Origin of the sequence: Rhodococcus sp. 14-2483-1-1 (genome assembly GCF_002259335.1) — a bacterium.
Taxonomy (GTDB): Bacteria; Actinomycetota; Actinomycetes; order Mycobacteriales; family Mycobacteriaceae; genus Rhodococcoides.
Genome location: NZ_NPFX01000013.1, coordinates 21576 through 37159 on the forward strand (window position 1 = coordinate 21576; position 15584 = coordinate 37159).

Genomic DNA, 15584 nt, shown 5'->3' on the forward strand with positions numbered 1-15584 from the left:
AAGATCATGAAGGTTAGCATCGAGAATCTGAGCCTCGCTTACTCGGGAAACACTGTTGTCCGCGACCTCGACCTGGAGATCGCCGACGGAGAATCCCTGGTGTTGCTGGGTCAGTCAGGCTGCGGTAAGACCAGCACGATGCGCTGTGTGGCAGGGCTGGAGACCCCCAGCGCAGGCCGCATCACCATCGGTGACCGCGTCGTCCACGACTCGAACACGAACAAGACGATCCCGCCGCACAAACGCAACGTGGGCATGGTCTTTCAGTCCTACGCGGTGTGGCCGCACCGGACTGTGTTCGACAACGTGTCCTTCTCGTTGAAGATGCAGAAGGTCAACAAGACCGAGATGAACCAGCGCGTCCTCGAGGCCCTCGACCTCGTCGGGTTGGGCGAAATGGCGCACCGAGGAGCGAGCTTGCTCAGTGGTGGTCAGATGCAGCGGGTGGCGCTGGCTCGGTCCCTGGTGATGCGCCCCAGCGTGCTGCTCCTCGACGAGCCGCTGTCGAACCTCGATGCCCGACTGCGCGAACGACTTCGGATGGAATTGCGAGAGCTTCAGCTCCGACTCGGACTGACCACCGTCTACGTCACGCACGATCAGGTCGAGGCGTTCGCCCTTGCCGACCGAATCGCGCTGATGCAGAACGGCCGAATCGTGCAGATCGGCACCCCCGAAGACATCTACACCTCGCCGATGTCCGCCTCGGTGGCCGAGTTCCTCGGTGTCGGCAACATCTTCCGCGCCACGCCTGCGTCGGGACCGCGATCGACGATGGAGCTGACGGACTTCGGACAGATTGCAGTGTCGGTCGATGCAGCGTCGGCGGCCGACGGGCCCGTCGTGGTGTGCCTGCGGCCCGAGGATCTGTTGGTCACCCCGTTGGACGATGCCGAGCCCGAGGGCCAGTCCTGGATGGGCACAGTCGACGTCGCGAGCTACCAGGGGGCGTCCATTCGGTACCGCGTCACACTGGACGACGGCCCGGAGATCGAAGCCGTCGCCACCGGACACGCCAGCCGAATCCTGGGTATGGGAGAACGCGCGCGGGTCACAGCAGTAGCCGGCGGAGCTCAGGTTCTCGTCGACGATCGCGTCGCCTCCGAGGCGGTGCCGGTATGAGCGCCCCCACCGACAATCGGCCCGTCACCACGACGAAGCCGCAGGTCGACACTCCGACACCCCAACGCAGGCCGGGTCTGAAGAAGTGGATTCCGACGCTTCTGCAGTTGGCTCTGCTCACCGTGATCGTGCTGTTCCCGATGTTCTTCATCGTGATGGGCGCATTCACCGACAACGCCGAGCGCACATCGCTGTTCGACTTCGGTAACTTCACCCTCGACAACTTCTCGCTGCTCGGGTCCTCGACCGCGCAGAGCGCCCTGTGGAATTCGGCTCTGGTCGGCATCGGGTCCTCGATCGTCGCGCTGACGATCGGGTGCACGCTCGCCTTCCTGGCAGCACGTACCAACGTTCCGGGCCGAAAGATGATCTACGGCATCGGTATTGCGCCGCTCTTCCTCCCGGCGCTCGTCGGGGCACTGGCGTGGGCATTGCTGGCCGGGCCGGCCACCGGTTACATCAACCTGGTTCTGACCGCGATCGGTCTTCCCGGCTTCATCGACATCTACAGCTTCGGCGGAATGATCTTCATCCTCGGCATCTATTACGCGCCGTATCCGTTCCTGATGGTCCACTCCGCGCTCTCGTTGATGAATCCGGACCTCGAGGACGCCGCCAGTCTGCACGGTGCGAAGTTGACGAAAATGCTGAGCAAGATCACGTTCCCGCTCGTCATGCCCGCCGTGATCGGGTCGGGAATCCTGGTTTTCGCGCTCACCGTGGAGAACTTCCCGGTGGCTCAGGTGATCGGCGTGCCCGGCGGAGTCGACACCCTGCCGACCCTGATCTATCGACTGATGAACGCATCGCCTGCCCGCGGCAACGACGCCGCCGCTGTCGCAGTGGTTCTCACCGTCTTGCTGGTCGCCGTCGTCGCCTTCCAGCAGCGCGCGATGAGCAGCAAGGAATACACCACCGTCAGCGGCAAAGGTGTTCGGGCGCGTCAGGTTCCGCTGCGGGCATGGCGCATCCCGGCTGCAGTGTTCGCCTGGGTGTACTTCGCCTTGGCCGTCCTCCTGCCGCTTGTCGCCCTGGTGTTGGCTGCTCTCCAGACCAGCCCTTACGTCGCGAACATCGGTCAGCTCTTCGACTCGGGAGCGCTGTCGTTCTGGGGACTGGGAGAGACGTTGCGCAGTGCCGACTTCCACAGCGTGATGACCAACAGCGTCATCGTCGGTGTCGCCACCGCCGCTATCGGTACCGCGTTCTGCTTCGCCTTGGCGTACACGAGGTACCGCACGAATGCTCCAGGCCGAAAGCTGTTGGAATATCTGGCGATGTTGCCGCTGGCCGTTCCTGCCATCGTGCTCGGCCTGGGTCTGCTGTGGACGTGGCTGGCGCTTCCGCTGCCGATCTACGGAACACTCGCGGTGCTGGTGATCGCGTTCGTTGCCGTCACCATTCCGCAGGGCTACCGCGGTGTCTCTGCGTCGATCATCCAGTTGGACAAGGACTTGGAAGACAGCGCAGTCATGTTGGGTGCACGGCGGCACCGGGCGATTTCGTTCGTCACCGCGCCGCTGCTCAAGGTCGGTCTGTCCTCGACCTTCCTCTTGCTGCTGATGCTGTCCATGCGTGAGCTCACCGCCGCGCTGTTCCTGTTCACCTCCGACACCCGGTTGCTCTCGATCGCGATCTTCGACGCCTACGACAACGGCTCGTTCCAGTCGGCTGCCGAGTTGAGCCTGCTGTACTGCGTCGTCATCGGTGTGCTCGCAATCCTCTCGCGTCGCTTCGGATCCAAGGAAACTGTCTGATGAGAAAATTGGTAACAGCAATCGCGCTGGGCGTCGCAGTGGCAACTGCCGCGGCCTGCTCGCCGCCACCCGAACGTCCCGCCTTGGCTCGGGCAGCCGAGGAGATCGTCACCGACAACGGCCTCGTCATCGACGGTGAGCAGATCGCAGATCCCGATCTGTGGACGCAGGCCCAGGCCGAAGGTGGCATCACCCTCTACAGCGGTTACACCGCGGTCACCGAGGCCACGGTGCTGAAGAACTTCGAGAAGGACACCGGACTCGACGTCAAGCTCGTGCGGCTCACCCCGAACCGTCTGTACGAGCGACTGGTGGCCGAGTACGGCGCAGGACGGCTCGACGCGGACGTCGTGCGGATCTCCGATGCCGGCTTCGTCAGCGGCCTCAGCGAGCGCGGTGTGTTCCAGCCCTACACGCCGCCGACGGCGAAGGAGCTGCAGGACGACGTCGTGTTCGACGGCGGCAACTACTACCGGACCTTCGACCCGATCTACACGATGGGCTACAACAGTGCGCTCATCGAGGGTGACGACAGGCCGATGTCCTGGGCAGATCTTCTCGACGATCGGTGGAAGGGCAATCTGGGTATCGCTCAGGCCGGAGCCGGCGGTAGTGCACTGGCACTGACTCGGTTCCAGCGTGAGGTACTCGGCGACGACTACCTTCGTGAATACTCATCGGAGGCAAGGGTTTTCGACTCGATCGGAGCTCAGCTCGATGCGCTCGCCCGCGGTGAGATCGAAGCAGGGACCGTCGTGGTGAGCAGCGTCAACATCGCCAACAACGAGAATGCGCCGGTCAACTTCGTGGTACCGGAGGAGGGACTCACCGCCTACGACTACTACACCGGTGTTGCATCCACAGCGAAAAACACTGCAGCCGCGCAGGTATTCATGAACTGGAACCTCTCCAAGAGGGGTCAGCAGGTGTTCAGCGATCTCGGTGAATACTCGGTGCGCAACGACATCGACCCGCCGGTGATCCGCGGAATCGAGCTACCAGAGTTCACCGACCCCAAGGTCAACCGCATCACACAGTCGGAATCGATAGAGAACTCCGCCGACGACCAAGAGGCGTGGAACGCGATTTTCGGTTACAACGAATAGAAGAACCACCTCATTCGCGGCCGCCGAGTCCATGGGACTCGGCGGCCGTTCAGGTCATGCCGTGCCGACACCATCGAGGACTGCGTCGACCAGATTCTCTGCGTAGACGCGGTCGGTCTCGGCGCGATCGGAATCGGTGCGATGCGAGAAGATGACGTGACTGAACACCGCTCCGGTCACCAGTTCGAGAATTCGGGTGGTATCGGCGGACTCGGGCAATTCGCCTCGACTCTGAGCTCGATGCACGATGAGCCGCGCCGCGACCAGACGGCTCTTGTTGAGCGTCTCCATCATTCGGCCGAGTAGGTCGGGGTGCACCCGCGCATCGAGGGCGACCCTCAGGCTGACCAGACCGGCTGTCCCTCGGTAACCCTGCAGAAGCTGCACTGCGAGCTCGACGAGATCTGCCCGCAGCGTGCCGAGGTCGATCGGCGTCGCGAGTGGACTTCGGGCTTCCAGCGCGTCGACGACCAAGGCTCCCTTCGATTCCCAGCGTCGGTAGAGCGCGGCTCTCCCGACCGAAGCGCGGCGGGCAACGGCGTCGAGTGTGAAGCCGGACCACCCCTTTTCCCAGTACACCTCGAGCACCGCGTCGTAGACGCGGTCTTCCAGATGTGGATCGCGAGGACGTCCCCGTCGGCTCGTGGCTTCGTCGGTCACCCCCGAATTGTCGCACCTGACGGCATTGCAGACAATCTCTGTCTGTAATAGGTTTCCGGTCATGAGTTCTGCACGCCACGAGGCGTCGACGGTGGATCCGACACGTGTTCCGGTGATCGTGGCTGTCGGTGAGACAAGCGGCCGGGGCGAACCCATGGGCGTCGAACCCATGGAACTGATCACGCTCGCTGCGACTGCGGCACTCCGGGACTCGCCGACGTCGGAGCCGTGGATTCGCCGCGCGGACAGCATCGCGTTCTGTCATATCGCCAGCTGGGCCTACGCCAGTCCCGCCGCGGCACTGGCACGTGGATTCGGTGCCACACCAGCAGATCTGTTCGACGCTCCGATCGGTGGGCAATGGCCTGCGCGGCTCCTCGATCGCGCAGCCGCGCGCATCGCCTCCGGAGAGTCGACGGTGGCGGTGATCGCGGGCGGTGAAGCCCAGGCCTCGATGAGCGCGCTGGTCAAGGCCGGTCGAGACCCCGTCGACGACGGCGGGTGGAGCACAGATCCGGGCGGTCCACCCACCTTCGACCTCGACCAACTCGGCAGCGCTGCAATGCAAGAGGCCGGTCTGATCTCACCGGTCCGGATCTATCCATTGTTCGAGAGCCGATTTCGCTTCGAGTCCGGCTTGGATCCGGTGGCCCGGCAGGCCGAGTGCAGCGAGCTGTATGCGACGTTCTCCGTTGTCTCCGAGCAGAATCCGTATTCGTGGAACGGGCGAGCGCGGACGGCTGCCGACATCGGCACGCCGTCGCCGAAGAACCGCATCGTGTGCGAGCCGTATCCGCTGTCGATGAACGCGATGCCGTTCGTCGACCAGGCAGCGTGCATCGTGGTGACGAGCTTGGCCGAAGCCCGCGAATGCGGCGTGCCCGAGAGCGACATCGTGTACGTCTGGGGCGGTGCTGGTGCCGAGGACGCGGTCGACATTCTCGACCGCAGTAGTTTCGGCCGGTCCCGAGCGATGGAAGACGCGATGGATCGCGCGTTGCATGGCGCGGAGATCGGGGTCGAGCAAGTGGACGTGTTGGACGTCTACAGCTGCTTTCCGATCGTGCCGACCCTGGCCACACGTCACCTCGGAACGCTGAAGTCGTTGATTCCCACAGTGACCGGTGGCCATTCGTCCTTCGGCGGACCTCTCAGTAGTCATTCGCTGCATTCGATCACCGCATCGGTTCGGGAAATTCGTGGCGGGAAGAGTTGTGCGCTGGTGCACGCGAACGGTGGCTACCTGACCTACCACCACTCCGTGCTGTTGGGTGCCGAACAGCATCCGCTCGGCTACATCGGAAATCCTGAACCCGAAGTGCTGGAATCGGATCCGCCGCCTCGATCACCTGTCGAGGACGGGAATCTTGTGGTGGAGACTGTCTCCGTCGAGCATTCCCGGCAGCAGGAACCGAACCAGGCTTTCCTCGTCGGGAGGGACGAGCGCGGACGACGCGTTGCCGCACAGACGGCTCCCGGCGATACGGCCAGTGCGCATGCGTTGTCCCTCCATCGAGGCGAACCTGCACGCGAAATCATCGGAGCAACAGTCAGTGTCGAGTCGAACGAGGGGAACATTCGTGTCCGAGGCCGATAGCATCGAACCTGTTGTACTGACCAGGCGTGATGGTCACGTACTCGTCGTCACGATCAACCGACCGAAGGCCGCCAACAGCATCGACGCACGCGTGCATACGCTGCTCGGGCAAGCCTGGGAGTCGGCCGAGGCCGACCGCGACATCCGTGCCATCGTCTTGACCGGCGCGGGATCGGCGACCTTCTGCGGGGGTGCCGATCTGAAAGCCCTCGGCACCGGAGGCCCCGGCGCGGTGACCCCGCCCGAGACCGAGCATTGGGGGTTCGCCGGGATTGTCCAACACCCGATTTCGGTTCCCGTCATCTCGGCGGTGAACGGGTCCGCGATGGGAGGTGGAACCGAGATCGCTCTGGCCTCGGATATGGTCGTCGCCTCGGACACGGCCGTATTCGGCCTGCCCGAGATCCGCCGCGGACTCGTCGCGGGTGCGGGCGGTACCTTTCGACTGATGTCTGCGGTGCCGGAACACGTTGCGCTGGAGATGATCTTGACGGGTCAGCCGATCTCCGCACAGGAGGCCGCACGATGGGGTCTGGTCAACAGGGTTGTCGCGCCCGACGACGTTCTCGCGACGGCACTCGGTCTCGCTCGCCTCTGCGCAGAGGGTGCGCCGCTCGCGGTGCGCGCATCCAAGCGGCTCGCTCGACGCATCTCCGACGGCACCATCGCGCACGAGGAAGAATCGTGGCAGCAGAACCGTCGGGAATTGGATCGACTCGCCACCACCCAGGACGTCGTCGAAGGAATCACCGCATTCCTGCAGAAACGGGATCCGACATGGACCGCGCAGTGAGCGCTCAGCGCTGAGGAACACTGTTACCCAAGCGTGACCTGCTTAGCGCAAGTAACGGAGTCGTGCCCGAGGCGATAGACCGGGCACGATGTTCGTCGCGAGTGGGGAGTCGTCATGAGAGTGCGTTCTTCGATCGGATCCGCCCTGTTGACGGTGGTGGCCATGGCCGCCCTGACGGCCTGCGGCGACAATGACGCTCGGCCCGCCTCGCAGGCAGTAGCGACGTCCACCCAGGTGGGCGGTGCCCAACCAGGGTCTCCGGTCGAGAACGCGCCATCGGAGAGTCCGGCGGCCGATGAACCGGATACCGGCGATGGATCAGGGCCGATCGACGCGTCGGTACCTGCACCGACCGCAGCTGCGCCCCCTACTCAGCCTGTGGCGGTCGAGTCGCCCGTTCAGGATCCGGTGCAGCCGCAGATTCCTCCTGTATCGAACCCCGATGGAGACCTGGCGTCGACGATCATGGGGGATTGGCAGCGGCACGCAAGCATTCTTCACCTCGATCCCGACCCGGCGAGCAGCACATTCACCACCGGAGCGAGTTGCTGCGACGTCGAAACCTGGACGGCCACCTACACACCGATCGGTGACGACAAGGAAGACGGCGTGGTCGTCACGCTGCTGGAGCGCACGTTCCTGGCCGGTGACGGGCTGGGCGGAACCCTGTACGAGGGCAAACGATTCGAGGCCTCGCCGAGTATCGGGTACAACGACACCCGCGTGTTGATGACCTACGATCTGGGCGACGCTCCCGGCGTCAACACGTGGTGCCGATCCGGTCACGGCGTTCCCGAGTGCGGTGCCTGACGAACTGCCGTCACTGCGATTCTGGCCGCGCTGCCGATGGCCTGATCGACCAGTGGGAGAAAGAGATCCATCCGTGCCGCTCGGGTGAACACCGACACCGCGACGGGCTTCTCGCCTGGAAACGAGACCACGGCGACCTCGTTGCGAATGGGGCCGATGGTGCCGGTCTTCCCCGCGACCTGCACATCCGGGTACGGGATTCCGCTGCGGATTCTGTGCGGCCATACTTGCTGAGACAGAACCTCTTTCATGTACCGGCACTGCGCCTGCGATGCCGCGGTGCCCAGCCAGATCGAGCGCAGAACGGTGTTGCTGTCGCGAGGGGTGGTGCACGAGGTGTACGCCGGATCGAAACCCGAGCTGTCGACCACCGTGTAGTTGCTGGCCAGTAGGCCCACCGCTTCGTCCGCGTTCAACCGGCCGGTATCCCGGACGATCTGATCACCCAGTTGTTTCGTGCCGCCGACGATCCGAGTCTGCTCGAGCCCGAGATCCTCGATCACAGTGGCAAGCGAATCCAGGCCGAGGGCACCGAGAAGTGCGTCGGCAGCGGCATTGTCGGAGACGGTGATCATCGAGCGTGCGATGTCACGCCAACTCATGGTCACCGGATCCGCGTAACTCGAGATGCCGGTCGGCCCGGGACTGCACTGTGCCGGAACGAGTCGCACCGAATCGGTTGCAGTCAAGGATCCTTCGTCGAACGCACGCGCAGCGGCAACGAGCAGCACGATCTTCCACACCGACGCGGCGACGACGGGTTCGTCTCCCTCGTAGTCGACGACCGTGCCGGTGCCGTCGATCCGCTCGGCGCGCACCCAACCACGACAGCCTGCGTCGGCGAATACGGCGCGCAGCTGTTCGTCGGTCGTATTCACTTGCCGGCCTGCAACAGGATTCGGCCGATGAGATTCACCAGAGACTCGGCCTCGTCGTTGCGGCGCACGATCCGCACTCGCAGGGCAACGTCGTCGGACGAGAGGTCGAGATGTTCGGTGCCAGGCAGTACCGGACTCGCGGCAGGTACGAGCCCGAAACATCGACCTGACGCAACGCTGATCGTGACGGCGCGAAAGGTGTTCGCAACGAACACCTCTGGATCGAGGGCGTGGCGCCTAAACGCATCGAGCAACAGGTCGTGTGCAGGTGGATTCGCAGCCCGCGGCGTGGTGGCGAAGGCCAGGTCGGACAACATGGTCAGTCGCGGCCGCGCCGCTCGGGCCGACCTGTGACCGACCGGAACGCTGACCCGCCGGGGTAACGCAATCACTGGTCCGGCCACCAGTCGATCGAGTACCACCGGGTGATCGATCACGGCAACGTCGAGTTCGTGTGATCGCACCCGGTCCAGCAAAGACACTGCACCGCCGGTCTCCACCCGTGCTTGGACACCGACGGACGCGGCGATACGCGCGGCCAGTGCATCGTCCAGCTGGGGGATGAGGCCGATGCGGACCGTCTCGGACGCGGTGAGTGACTCTGCCGTGGTGGTCAATCGGCGTGCGTCGTCGACGATCAAGCGAGCCCGGGGCAACAGCGCAGCCCCGTGCTCGGTGATGGCAGCACCGTCGGGTGTCCGCTCCACGAGTACGACACCGAGGTGCTTCTCCAGGGTCTTGATCGCCCGAGACACCGGTGGCTGCGTCACGCCCAGAGCCGCCGCTGCGCGGCCGAAGTGGCGTTCCTCGGCGACGGCGACAAAGTACTGGAGATGGCGAACAAGATCCACCGACCTATTGAAACACGTCTACCTGCCGCGATACCGAAGTGGAATGACGAAGTCATGCCTCGGGACTTGGCTCGGAGGCGAGAGGGTGTGATCGCATGAGCCCATGCGTACTTCGACATCCACCCGACTGATCACCGTGATCGCAGCTGCGGCGCTGACTGCCGGAGTTGCCTGTTCCTCGACGGCCACCACCGAACCACCGCGATCCGACACGAGTGTGTCTCAGCCCGCGAGCGAAGAGTTCAGTGCCGAACAGGCATACCTCGAACTCGAGGCCAGGGACACTGCACGGCTCGGCGTCAATGCGCTCGATCTCGCGACCGGTTCCACTCAGAGTTACCGCGGCGACGAACGTTTCGCGTTCTGCTCCACCTTCAAGGTGTATGCCGTCGGTGCCGTACTTGCCGCCGTCGATGCAGGCAAGTTACAGCTCACCGACACCAGAACGATCACCGCCGAGGACAAGGTGCCCGAATCCGCGGTCGATTGGGAACCAGGCTCGGTCGTCACCATCGCAGACTTGGCAGCGGCCGCACTGACCAAGAGCGACAACACATCCGGCAACCTACTGATTCGCGAGGCAGGCGGCACCGCGGCACTCACCGACTTCGCACGATCACTCGGTGACACCGAATTTCGCCTCGATCGCACAGAGCCGGAATTGAACACGGCAATTCCGGGTGATCCACGGGACACAACGACACCCAACTCGCTGGCCGCCGGCTACCGATCCCTGCTCGACGGCGATGTTCTGACCGAGGCCTCGCGCAAGCAGCTGCTCGAGTGGATGGGCGATACCGAGACGTCCACGGCCCGCTTCCGGGCGGGCATTGCGCCGAAATGGACTTCGGCCGACAAGACCGGCACCGGTAGCTACGGCGTATCGAACGATGCCGGACTGCTCTTCGGACCGGACGGGCAGAGGATCCTGCTGGTCGTGCTCAGCGCGACGACGTCGGGGGTGGAAGATTCGCCGGCGATGAACCCCTTGGTAGCCGACGCGACCAGAGCAGCCGTGGAACAGGTGGAGTGAATCAGCCCTCGGCGCGTCGAACGGCGTCCACCAACGGGATGAGATCCGGCTCGTCGGATGCTTCGTCGAGAGCCTCACGCAACGCCGCATCGTTGGTCGGCCGCGCTGCCTCGAGCAGGGCCAGGCCTTCTTCGCTGACGTCGGTGTAGATACCGCGGCGATCGGTGGGGCACAGGTACCGCGTGAGCAGCCCCCGATCCTCGAGCCGAGTGACCAGGCGGGTCGTCGCGCTCTGGCTCAGCACGACGGCGTCGGCCACCTGCTTCATCTGGAGGTGGCCGCCGACCCCGTCGTGCTGCCTGCCCAGGACGTCGAGCAACCAGTACTCGCGCGCGCTGAGATTGTGGTTGGTCTGCAGCGCTCGCTCGATACGGCTTTCGATACGTCCGTGCAGGACGGCAAGCGCAAGCCAATTCTGCGCAAGGGCAGTCAGGGCGGGGTCGTGTGCGCTCATTGGTCGTGCCTCTCGATACCTGTACTCGTGACCACCCACCATACCGCGCCGACAATTAACGGCGTCTGCAATTACCCTTCTACGAGGTTCGACGCGCGATGATGCGTCGAGCATGCGCCAGAACGGGTGCGTCGACCATGCGACCGCGGAAGGTGAAGACGCCGCGGTTGTGTGCCACAGCGTCGAGCACGGCGGTGGCCCACTCGATCGCCTCGGGGGTCGGCGCGTAGGCGTCGCGAATGACCGGGATGTGGCTCGGATGAATGGCCACCTTGCCGTCGAAACCGACGGCCACGGCGTCGTCGGCCTCCACACGCACCCCGTCGAGATCGGGGATGTCGAGGAACACCGAATCGAGCGCGAACACCCCGCGTGCCTTCGCGGCCAGTAGCGTCTGCGACCGAACATGCTGTGCGACATCGCGGTACGAGCCGTCGCCGTGCCTACTCGAATTGCCGCCCATGGCGGCCACCAAGTCCTCAGCACCCCACATGGCACCGATGGCGTTGTCGGCCGCGAGCGCGTCGAACACCGTCGTCGCGCCGAACGGAGATTCGATCAACGCGACGACGTTCAACGGAGCCAGAGCGACAATCTGTTCGGCCGATTCGCATTTGGGCAGCATTACGGTTGTGTACTCGGTGTGCGTCAACGCCTGGAGATCTGCGGCCTGATCGTCGGTGCCGTGCGCATTGATGCGGACGATGGTGCGCGACGGGTCCAGAGCGGTCGACACCACGGACTCGCGAGCCCCGGCCTTGTCCGCGGCACCGACAGCATCTTCGAGATCGAGGATCACCACATCTGCTCGGGCTGCGGCTTTCTCGTATCGCTCGGGTCGGTCTGCCGGGCAGAACAGCCACGCCGGACCGGGCGGTAACCAACTCATACGGCATCCTCGGGGCGCATCCGAACAAGCGTCTTGCGGACCGCGATGGCGACGACGTCCCCGTGCTGATTTCGACCGGTGTGGGTGAACGTCACGATGCCTTCGCCGGGGCGAGACTTCGACTCGCGCTTGTCCGAGATCAGCGTCTCCGCGTACAGCGTGTCGCCGTGGAACAGCGGCTTGGGAAAGGACACTTCAGAGAAACCCAGGTTCGCGACGATGGTGCCTTGAGTCAACTGCGTCACCGACAACCCGACGAGGGTCGAGACCGTGAACATCGAGTTCACCAGGCGCTGGCCGAAAGGTGTTGTCTCGCTGTAGGCGGCGTCGAGGTGCAGGGCCTGAGTGTTCATCGTCTGCGTGGTGAACAGCGTGTTGTCGGCCTCGGTGATGGTCCGTCCCGGGCGGTGTTCGTAGACGGTGCCCAGTTCCATCTCCTCGAACCACAGGCCGCGTTGCCGAATGCGCTTGTCGCTCACAGTCCCAGGCTCCGGGCGATCAGCATCAGTTGGACCTCGGTTGTACCCTCGCCGATTTCGAGGATCTTGCTGTCGCGGTAATGACGGGCGACGACGTACTCGTTCATGAAACCGTAGCCGCCGTGGATCTGCGTGGCATCGCGCGCGTTGTCCATTGCCGCCTCGGAGGCGACGAGCTTGGCGATGGACGCTGCCTTCTTGAACGGCTTGCCCGCCAACATCAATGCCGCTGCGTCGTAGTAGGCAGTGCGAGCAGTGTGTGCACGGGCCTCCATTCGGGCGATCTTGAACGAGATCGCCTGATTGCGGGCGATCGGAGCACCGAAGGCCTCACGCTCCTTGGCGTACTTGACGCTCTCGTCGACGCAGCCTTGCGCGGCACCGACCGATACCGCAGCGATCGCGATCCGGCCCTCGTCGAGGATGTGCAGGAAGTTCGCGTACCCGCGACCTTCCTGGCCGAGCAGGTTCTCCTGGGGTACGCGCACATCGGTGAAACTGAGTGGGTGTGTGTCGGACGCATTCCAACCGACCTTGTTGTACGCAGCCTCCGCGACGAAGCCCGGGGTGGCGGTGGGCACCAGGATCGAGGAGATCTGCTTGCGTCCGGTTGCCTCGTCGACGCCGGTCACCGCGGTGACGGTGACGAGCTCGGTGATGTCGGTACCGGAGTTGGTGATGAATTGCTTGCTGCCGTTGATGATCCAGTCACCGCCGTCACGCTTGGCGGTGGTCTTGGTGCCGCCCGCGTCACTACCCGCACCGGGCTCGGTCAGACCGAACGCGGCCAGGGCTTTACCCGCTGTGAGCTTGGGCAGCCACTGCTCCTTCTGCGCATCGTTGCCGAAGCGGTAGACGGGCATGGCACCGAGCGAGACGCCGGCTTCGAGCGTCATCGCGACACTCTGATCGACCTTACCGAGCTCCTCGAGTGCCAGGCACAGGGCGAAGTAGTCGCCGCCCATGCCGCCGTATTCCTCGGGGAACGGCAGACCGAACAGGCCCATCTCGGCCATCCCGGCGACGACCTCGTACGGAAACGAGTGCTCGGCATCGTGTTTCGCCGAGACCGGCGCGACGACCGTCCGGGTGAAGTCGGCAACGGACTTCACCAGTTGCTGGTACTCGTCGGGCAGATTCGACGAAGACAGAAGATCGGTCATGGCTGGTCCTGTTCGGTGTCGGTGGGAACGATTCGGGCGAGGACTTGGTCTACGCGGACCTGATCCCCCACTGCAACGGTGAGTTCGACGGTGCCGTCGATCGGTGTGGTCAAGGTGTGTTCCATCTTCATCGCCTCGACGACGACGATGGCCGAGCCTGCGGTGACGGCGCTGCCGGTGGTGGTTCCGATCGCGATGATCGAACCCGGCATCGGTGAGAGGATCTCGGCGTCCCCGGAGTGCGCTTCGTTCTCGCGCACACTGGGCTCGGCGATCCGATCGACACGCCAGGTACCCCGAGAGTTGGAAACCCAGGTGGCCGAGCCGCTTCGGGCGAACGTGATCGTCTCGCGGCGGTCGTCGAGCACCACGTCCACCGAATCTTCGCTGGCCACGGCGCGCAGGGCACGCGGCATTCCGTCGTCGACGACGACCGTCGCCGCATCGAGGGTCCCGGTGATGGACACGTGGGCAGTGCGCCCTCCCGATGCCAGACGGCAGTGGAACGGCGCGTGCGCTCCCACACGCCATCCCGACGGCGTACCCCAGATGTCGTGGCCTGCCGCCTGCCACACATCGAGCCAGGCAATGGCTGCCGCGGCGATCAGTGCCTCGTCGGTTGCCTCGGCGGCGACGAAATCCTCGACCCGGCGGTCGAGCAGTCCGGTGTCGAGGTTGCCGGTTCGGACGTCGTTGTCGGCGAGCAGGAATCGCGCGAACTCGATGTTGGTGACGACTCCGAGCACGGCAGTGTCGGCGAGCGCCCGATCCAAGGTACGCAGCGCCGTGCTGCGGTCTGGGCCGTAGGCAATGATCTTCGAAAGCATCGGGTCGTAATTGCTACCCACCTCGGTTCCGACGGCGAGGCCGGAGTCGACGCGGATGCCGGGACCGGTGGGTTCACGCAATCCGACGACGGTGCCGCCGGTGGGGAGGAATCCGCGGCTGGGATCCTCCGCGTAGACGCGGGCCTCGATGGCGTGGCCGGTCAGCTGAATGTCGTTCTGGCTCAGAGTGAGCGCTTCACCGGCGGCTACCCGGACCTGCCATTCGACGAGGTCGAGTCCGGTGACCATCTCGGTGACCGGGTGCTCGACCTGCAGGCGGGTGTTCATCTCCATGAAGAAGAACTCGTCCGGGCTGTCCGCCGAGACGATGAATTCGACCGTGCCGGCACCCGAATAGTCGACGCTTCGGGCGGTGTTGCACGCGGCCTCGCCGATGCGCGCCCGGGTCTGTTCGTCGAGCAGCGGTGACGGTGCTTCCTCGATGACCTTCTGATGCCGCCGCTGCAGACTGCATTCGCGCTCGCCGAGATGGATGACGTTGCCGTGTCCGTCGGCGAGGATCTGCACCTCGATATGCCGGGGCCGCAACACGAATCGTTCGAGGAACAGAGTGTCGTCACCGAAGGACGAGGCCGCTTCCCGGCGAGCGCTGGTCAATGCCGCGGGGAGGTCCTCGGCGCGCTCGACCAGACGCATGCCCTTGCCGCCGCCGCCTGCGGACGGTTTGACCAGTACGGGGAAGCCGACGTCGGGTGCGCCGGCGATGAGGTCGTCGTCGGACAGTCCGGGTCGGGAGATGCCGGGTACGACGGGTACGCCGAATGCACTGACGGCGGCCTTGGCGGCGATCTTGTCGCCCATCACTTCGATGGCCTTGGCCGGCGGCCCGAGGAAGGCGATTCCCGCTGTGGCACAGGCGGTTGCGAACTCCGAGTTCTCGGACAGGAAGCCGTATCCGGGATGAATTCCCTGTGCGCCGGTGGCTTTCGCGGCGGCGATCACCTTGCCGATGTCGAGGTAGCTCTCGCGTGCGCTGGCGGGCCCGAGTCGTACGGCGGTATCGGCTTCGCGGACGTGCCGGGCGTCGGCGTCCGCGTCGCTGTAGACGGCGACGGTGCGAATCCCCATGCGACGCAACGTGCGTGCCACTCGGACGGCGATCTCGCCGCGGTTGGCGATCAGAATGGTGTCTATCGTGGTCATG

The 15584-nt window shown here is 64.6% G+C and carries 15 protein-coding genes; 7 read left to right on the forward strand and 8 right to left on the reverse strand.

The window, feature by feature from the left end; genetic code table 11:
- The first annotated feature begins 6 nt into the window (after positions 1-6).
- Genes CH294_RS11045 through CH294_RS11055 form a run of 3 tightly spaced genes read left to right on the forward strand, consistent with a single transcriptional unit; the run spans position 7 to position 3985 of the window.
- Complete coding sequence (locus tag CH294_RS11045) at positions 7-1122, forward strand: ABC transporter ATP-binding protein (protein ID WP_032405080.1); 1116 nt, start codon at positions 7-9, stop codon at positions 1120-1122.
- The gene (locus tag CH294_RS11050) at positions 1119-2879 is read left to right on the forward strand and encodes an iron ABC transporter permease (RefSeq protein WP_094737952.1); all 1761 of its coding nucleotides are present in this window, start codon (positions 1119-1121) and stop codon (positions 2877-2879) included. The genes CH294_RS11045 and CH294_RS11050 overlap by 4 nt, the downstream gene beginning before the upstream one ends.
- Positions 2879-3985: an extracellular solute-binding protein gene (locus tag CH294_RS11055; protein WP_094737953.1), complete on the forward strand. Its 1107-nt coding sequence runs from the start codon at positions 2879-2881 to the stop codon at positions 3983-3985. The genes CH294_RS11050 and CH294_RS11055 overlap by 1 nt, the downstream gene beginning before the upstream one ends.
- 54 nt (positions 3986-4039) lie before the next feature.
- On the opposite strand, the gene CH294_RS11060 is transcribed toward CH294_RS11055, so the two are convergent.
- Complete coding sequence (locus CH294_RS11060; protein ID WP_094703637.1) at positions 4040-4645, reverse strand: TetR/AcrR family transcriptional regulator; 606 nt, start codon at positions 4643-4645, stop codon at positions 4040-4042.
- Between the two features lie 61 nt (positions 4646-4706).
- Between CH294_RS11060 and CH294_RS11065 the strand changes: the two genes are divergently transcribed.
- The 3 genes from CH294_RS11065 to CH294_RS11075 all read left to right on the forward strand — a co-directional run bounded on the left by CH294_RS11065 (position 4707) and on the right by CH294_RS11075 (position 7845).
- Positions 4707-6242 (forward strand): acetyl-CoA acetyltransferase, encoded by a 1536-nt coding sequence (locus tag CH294_RS11065; protein ID WP_249305228.1) that lies wholly within the window; start codon positions 4707-4709, stop codon positions 6240-6242.
- Positions 6226-7035: an enoyl-CoA hydratase-related protein gene (locus CH294_RS11070; RefSeq protein ID WP_249305230.1), complete on the forward strand. Its 810-nt coding sequence runs from the start codon at positions 6226-6228 to the stop codon at positions 7033-7035. Before CH294_RS11065 ends, CH294_RS11070 begins: the two co-directional genes overlap by 17 nt.
- Before the next feature lie 114 nt (positions 7036-7149).
- Positions 7150-7845, forward strand: a complete 696-nt coding sequence (locus CH294_RS11075) for a hypothetical protein (protein WP_094737956.1) — start codon at positions 7150-7152, stop codon at positions 7843-7845.
- Here the strand turns inward: CH294_RS11075 and CH294_RS11080 are convergent.
- Together CH294_RS11080 and CH294_RS27990 are read right to left on the reverse strand one after the other, a co-directional pair.
- Positions 7818-8723: a serine hydrolase gene (locus tag CH294_RS11080; protein WP_170944687.1), complete on the reverse strand. Its 906-nt coding sequence runs from the start codon at positions 8721-8723 to the stop codon at positions 7818-7820. The two genes, CH294_RS11075 and CH294_RS11080, sit on opposite strands and share 28 nt — an antisense overlap.
- Positions 8720-9574 carry a LysR family transcriptional regulator gene (locus CH294_RS27990; RefSeq protein ID WP_094737958.1) on the reverse strand — a complete coding sequence of 285 codons (855 nt, stop codon included), beginning with the start codon at positions 9572-9574 and terminating at the stop codon, positions 8720-8722. The genes CH294_RS11080 and CH294_RS27990 overlap by 4 nt, the downstream gene beginning before the upstream one ends.
- A gap of 103 nt (positions 9575-9677) precedes the next feature.
- Here CH294_RS27990 and bla point away from each other — a divergent pair, with 103 nt between their 5' ends.
- Positions 9678-10607, forward strand: a complete 930-nt coding sequence (bla, locus tag CH294_RS11090) for a class A beta-lactamase (RefSeq protein WP_094737959.1) — start codon at positions 9678-9680, stop codon at positions 10605-10607.
- Between the two features lies 1 nt (position 10608).
- Here bla and CH294_RS11095 read toward each other — a convergent pair whose 3' ends face one another.
- The 5 genes from CH294_RS11095 to CH294_RS11115 form a co-directional block, all read right to left on the reverse strand.
- Positions 10609-11061 carry a MarR family transcriptional regulator gene (locus CH294_RS11095; RefSeq protein WP_094737960.1) on the reverse strand — a complete coding sequence of 151 codons (453 nt, stop codon included), beginning with the start codon at positions 11059-11061 and terminating at the stop codon, positions 10609-10611.
- A 79-nt stretch (positions 11062-11140) separates the two neighbouring features.
- The gene (locus tag CH294_RS11100) at positions 11141-11950 is read right to left on the reverse strand and encodes a CoA ester lyase (protein ID WP_094737961.1); all 810 of its coding nucleotides are present in this window, start codon (positions 11948-11950) and stop codon (positions 11141-11143) included.
- Positions 11947-12429 carry a MaoC family dehydratase gene (locus CH294_RS11105; RefSeq protein ID WP_349290432.1) on the reverse strand — a complete coding sequence of 161 codons (483 nt, stop codon included), beginning with the start codon at positions 12427-12429 and terminating at the stop codon, positions 11947-11949. Before CH294_RS11105 ends, CH294_RS11100 begins: the two co-directional genes overlap by 4 nt.
- Positions 12426-13592, reverse strand: a complete 1167-nt coding sequence (locus CH294_RS11110) for an acyl-CoA dehydrogenase family protein (RefSeq protein ID WP_094737962.1) — start codon at positions 13590-13592, stop codon at positions 12426-12428. The genes CH294_RS11105 and CH294_RS11110 overlap by 4 nt, the downstream gene beginning before the upstream one ends.
- Entirely contained in the window at positions 13589-15583 is a 1995-nt protein-coding gene (locus CH294_RS11115; RefSeq protein WP_094737988.1) for an acetyl/propionyl/methylcrotonyl-CoA carboxylase subunit alpha, read from the reverse strand. Before CH294_RS11115 ends, CH294_RS11110 begins: the two co-directional genes overlap by 4 nt.
- Position 15584: the final 1 nt, after the last annotated feature.